Source organism: Roseospira goensis (assembly GCF_014197795.1).
Classification (GTDB): domain Bacteria; phylum Pseudomonadota; class Alphaproteobacteria; order Rhodospirillales; family Rhodospirillaceae; genus Rhodospira; species Rhodospira goensis.
This window is the reverse complement of the sequence record NZ_JACIGI010000069.1, coordinates 1-2,625: the sequence shown is the minus strand read 5'-3', so window position 1 is coordinate 2,625 and position 2,625 is coordinate 1. Positions and strand designations below refer to the sequence as shown.

General features: G+C 75.5%; 5 protein-coding genes. 4 read left to right on the top strand and 1 reads right to left on the bottom strand.

The annotated features are described in order from the left end of the window. The first annotated feature begins 87 nt into the window (after nt 1–87). Genes GGD88_RS18275 through GGD88_RS18260 form a run of 4 tightly spaced genes read left to right on the top strand, consistent with a single transcriptional unit; the run spans nt 88 to nt 1,862 of the window. The gene (locus GGD88_RS18275) at nt 88–948 is read left to right on the top strand and encodes a helix-turn-helix domain-containing protein (RefSeq protein WP_184438194.1); all 861 of its coding nucleotides are present in this window, start codon (nt 88–90) and stop codon (nt 946–948) included. After that, nucleotides 945–1,445: an N-acetylmuramoyl-L-alanine amidase gene (locus GGD88_RS18270; RefSeq protein WP_184438191.1), complete on the top strand. Its 501-nt coding sequence runs from the start codon at nt 945–947 to the stop codon at nt 1,443–1,445. Before GGD88_RS18275 ends, GGD88_RS18270 begins: the two co-directional genes overlap by 4 nt. Beyond that, entirely contained in the window at nt 1,442–1,606 is a 165-nt protein-coding gene (locus GGD88_RS18265; protein WP_184438188.1) for a hypothetical protein, read from the top strand. Before GGD88_RS18270 ends, GGD88_RS18265 begins: the two co-directional genes overlap by 4 nt. Before the next feature lie 4 nt (nt 1,607–1,610). Beyond that, nucleotides 1,611–1,862: a hypothetical protein gene (locus GGD88_RS18260; protein ID WP_184438186.1), complete on the top strand. Its 252-nt coding sequence runs from the start codon at nt 1,611–1,613 to the stop codon at nt 1,860–1,862. Here GGD88_RS18260 and GGD88_RS18255 read toward each other — a convergent pair. Further along, the gene (locus tag GGD88_RS18255) at nt 1,829–2,521 is read right to left on the bottom strand and encodes a lamin tail domain-containing protein (RefSeq protein ID WP_184438183.1); all 693 of its coding nucleotides are present in this window, start codon (nt 2,519–2,521) and stop codon (nt 1,829–1,831) included. The genes GGD88_RS18260 and GGD88_RS18255 overlap by 34 nt on opposite strands. Nucleotides 2,522–2,625 lie beyond the last annotated feature (104 nt).

Sequence of the window (2,625 nt, the reverse complement as noted above, 5' to 3'; positions counted from 1 at the left end):
CAAGGTCATCAAGCGGATGGCCTACGGCTTCCGCGATGACGCCTACTTCTTCCTCAAGATCCGCGCCGCCTTCCCCGGAATTCCGTGATGAACCGCAATTTTGCGCTCATGGACGCGCTCGACCTCGCCAGCCCGGACGGCGTGCGCAAGCACCTGGGCCAGCTCCGCGCCGCCGGCCTGATCGACTGGGAGTCGGACGGCCAGCGCCGCCGCGTCACCATCCTGGAGTCGGGGGCGCGCACGGCCTGGTCGCGCAGCGGCGGCCACGCCCGCGCCGGCGCCGCCTACAGCGACGGCTGGGGCAACGGCTCCGACACCATCCTGCTGCGCCTGGCCGACGCCGGCCTCGACCTGTCGACCATGGCCACGCGCCTGGGCCGCACCCCCTCCAGCGTGCGCCACCGACTGCGCCGGCTGCGCGCCCACCAGGGACCGGACGAGGGTGCGGCGGCGCCGACCCCGGCGGCGGCTGTGCCGCCCCCTCGCACCGCCCCTCCGGCGCCGTGCGATCCCGGACCGATGCGGCGCGACGTCATCACCACCGATCCCGACCGGCCGGCCCACGAATGCGCCCAGATCGCGGCCTTCCTGGCCGCCGGCAAGGGCCGCAAGCTGCCGCCCGCCTACGCCGGCCCGGTGCGGGGCGCCACACCGCTGACCGGGGTGGCGCCGATCAGTCCGCTGGCCCGCCGCGCCCTGCTGGCGCTCGACGACACCCCGCGCCCGCTGCGCACGCTGGCGGCGCGCGCCGGCCTGGACCCGCTGCTGATGCCGGAGGCGCTGCACGAACTGCGCACCGCCGGCCTCGCGTCCCAGCGCCGCGCCCGCCACCCCGGCGACCCGGCCGGCGGCGTCCCCGTCTACGCCCGCACCCCCGCGACCGCCGGGGCCGTCGCCGCGCTCGGTCTGGTCCGGCGACACCCCGCCGCAGCGGAGATCCCGGCATGACGGTGGTGGTGCCGGCCTGGTACCGGGCGCCGCGGCGGCGCGTGGCGCGCGTGTTCCTGCACTGCTCCGCCTCGGACGCCGATGCCCCGGCCTACCGGGACGAGGCCCTGGTGGCGACGGTGCGGGGCTGGCACCGGGCGCGCGGCTGGTCGGACATCGGCTACCACCTGCTGATCGACCGCCACGGCGTGATCGCCACCGGCCGCGACCTGGAGCGCACCCCCGCCGCCCAGCGCGGCCACAACACCGGCACGCTGGCCGTGATGGTGCACGGCCTGCGCGCCTTCCCGGACGCCGCCCTGCGCGCCTGCGCCGCGCTGTGCGCCGCCGTCAACGCCGCCCACGGCGGCGCCGTCACCTTCCACGGCCATTGCGAGGTCGATCCCCGCAAGACCTGCCCGGTGTTCGACTACGGCCGCCTGCTGGGGCTCGACCCGCGCGGCCGCATGCCCCTCGCGCCCAGCACCGCCCCCACCTCGGACCGGAGACCCGCATGACCCCGAAGCCCTGGCGGCCGCGGCCGCTGCGCCGGGCCTGGACCTGGCCGATGGCGGCGGTCGCCGTCGCCGCCCTGCTCGCCCTCGGCGCCGCCGTCGCCACCGGCCGGCTGTCGCTGGCCGATGCCCTGGCCCTCGCCCTGACCCTGATCGGAGGATGACCCCATGCCCGTCCACCGCCTCGCCCCGGTCGCCCTGCCCGTTGTCCTTCCCCTGGCCCTGGGTGGCTGCCTGCCGGCCGCGATCCCCGGCGCCGTTCTGGGGGTCGCCACAGTGTATTGCGCCGGCGTTTCGGAAACCGGCAAGACGATGGCCCGCGACGCCCTGACCTCCGGCCGGCCGCTGATCGCCTGCCCGCCGGCGGCGGACCCCGACCGCGCCCCCTACGCCGACCCGGGCCCGCCGGGACGACGGTAGGCGTCGGTCTCCCGGTAGGCGAAGATCGCCGGCCGGCCCTCGGCTTTGGCCTGCGCCTCGGTGTAGCGCACCCGGTCGATGCGCCGGCCGGCGCCGTCGTACAGCTCGATCACCCCGGCGCGGCTGTTGGCCAGCATGAGCGGGCGGACGGGCTGCACACGCACCGCCTCGCCCGGCCCCAGCACGCCCGCCAGGGCGCGCGGCGGGCGGCGGGTGTCGCTCAGGGTCCAGCCGGCCAGGTCCACGGGTTCCGTGGACAGGTTGAGGATCGAGATCCATTCCCCGCTGCGCTCGTCGCCGACCGGATTCACCAGGGCGGCGGCGATGAACACGTCGACCTCGTCGTCGGCCACCCGGGTCCGGGTCCCGTCCGGCCCCAGGACCTCGTGGCCGTCGTCCACCTCGCGCGCCTCCGGGAAGTGGTGGATGGTCGCGCGCAGGTCCGGGTCCGCCGGCGGCGTGTAGTAGAGCGGGTTGGTCTCGGCCACGGTCTCCGGGAACAGCAGGCCGGTGCGCTCCTCGATCTCCGCCACCGTCACCTGATAGCGCTGATGGTCGTAGCGGGTGCGGCCCTTGCGGTCGGCGAGCGCGGCGGTGTCCTGCTCGATGATGAAGGCCCGCACCTCCAGGTCGCCCGCGGTGTTGCGGAAGCAGACCACCTTGAAGAACAGGGCTCCGAATCCAGGTTACGGGATTTTCATGTTCAGGATTTGGGCGAGGTAGTTTGTGTCCCATGCGGCGCGTTTGCGTCTGGTCTTGAGGG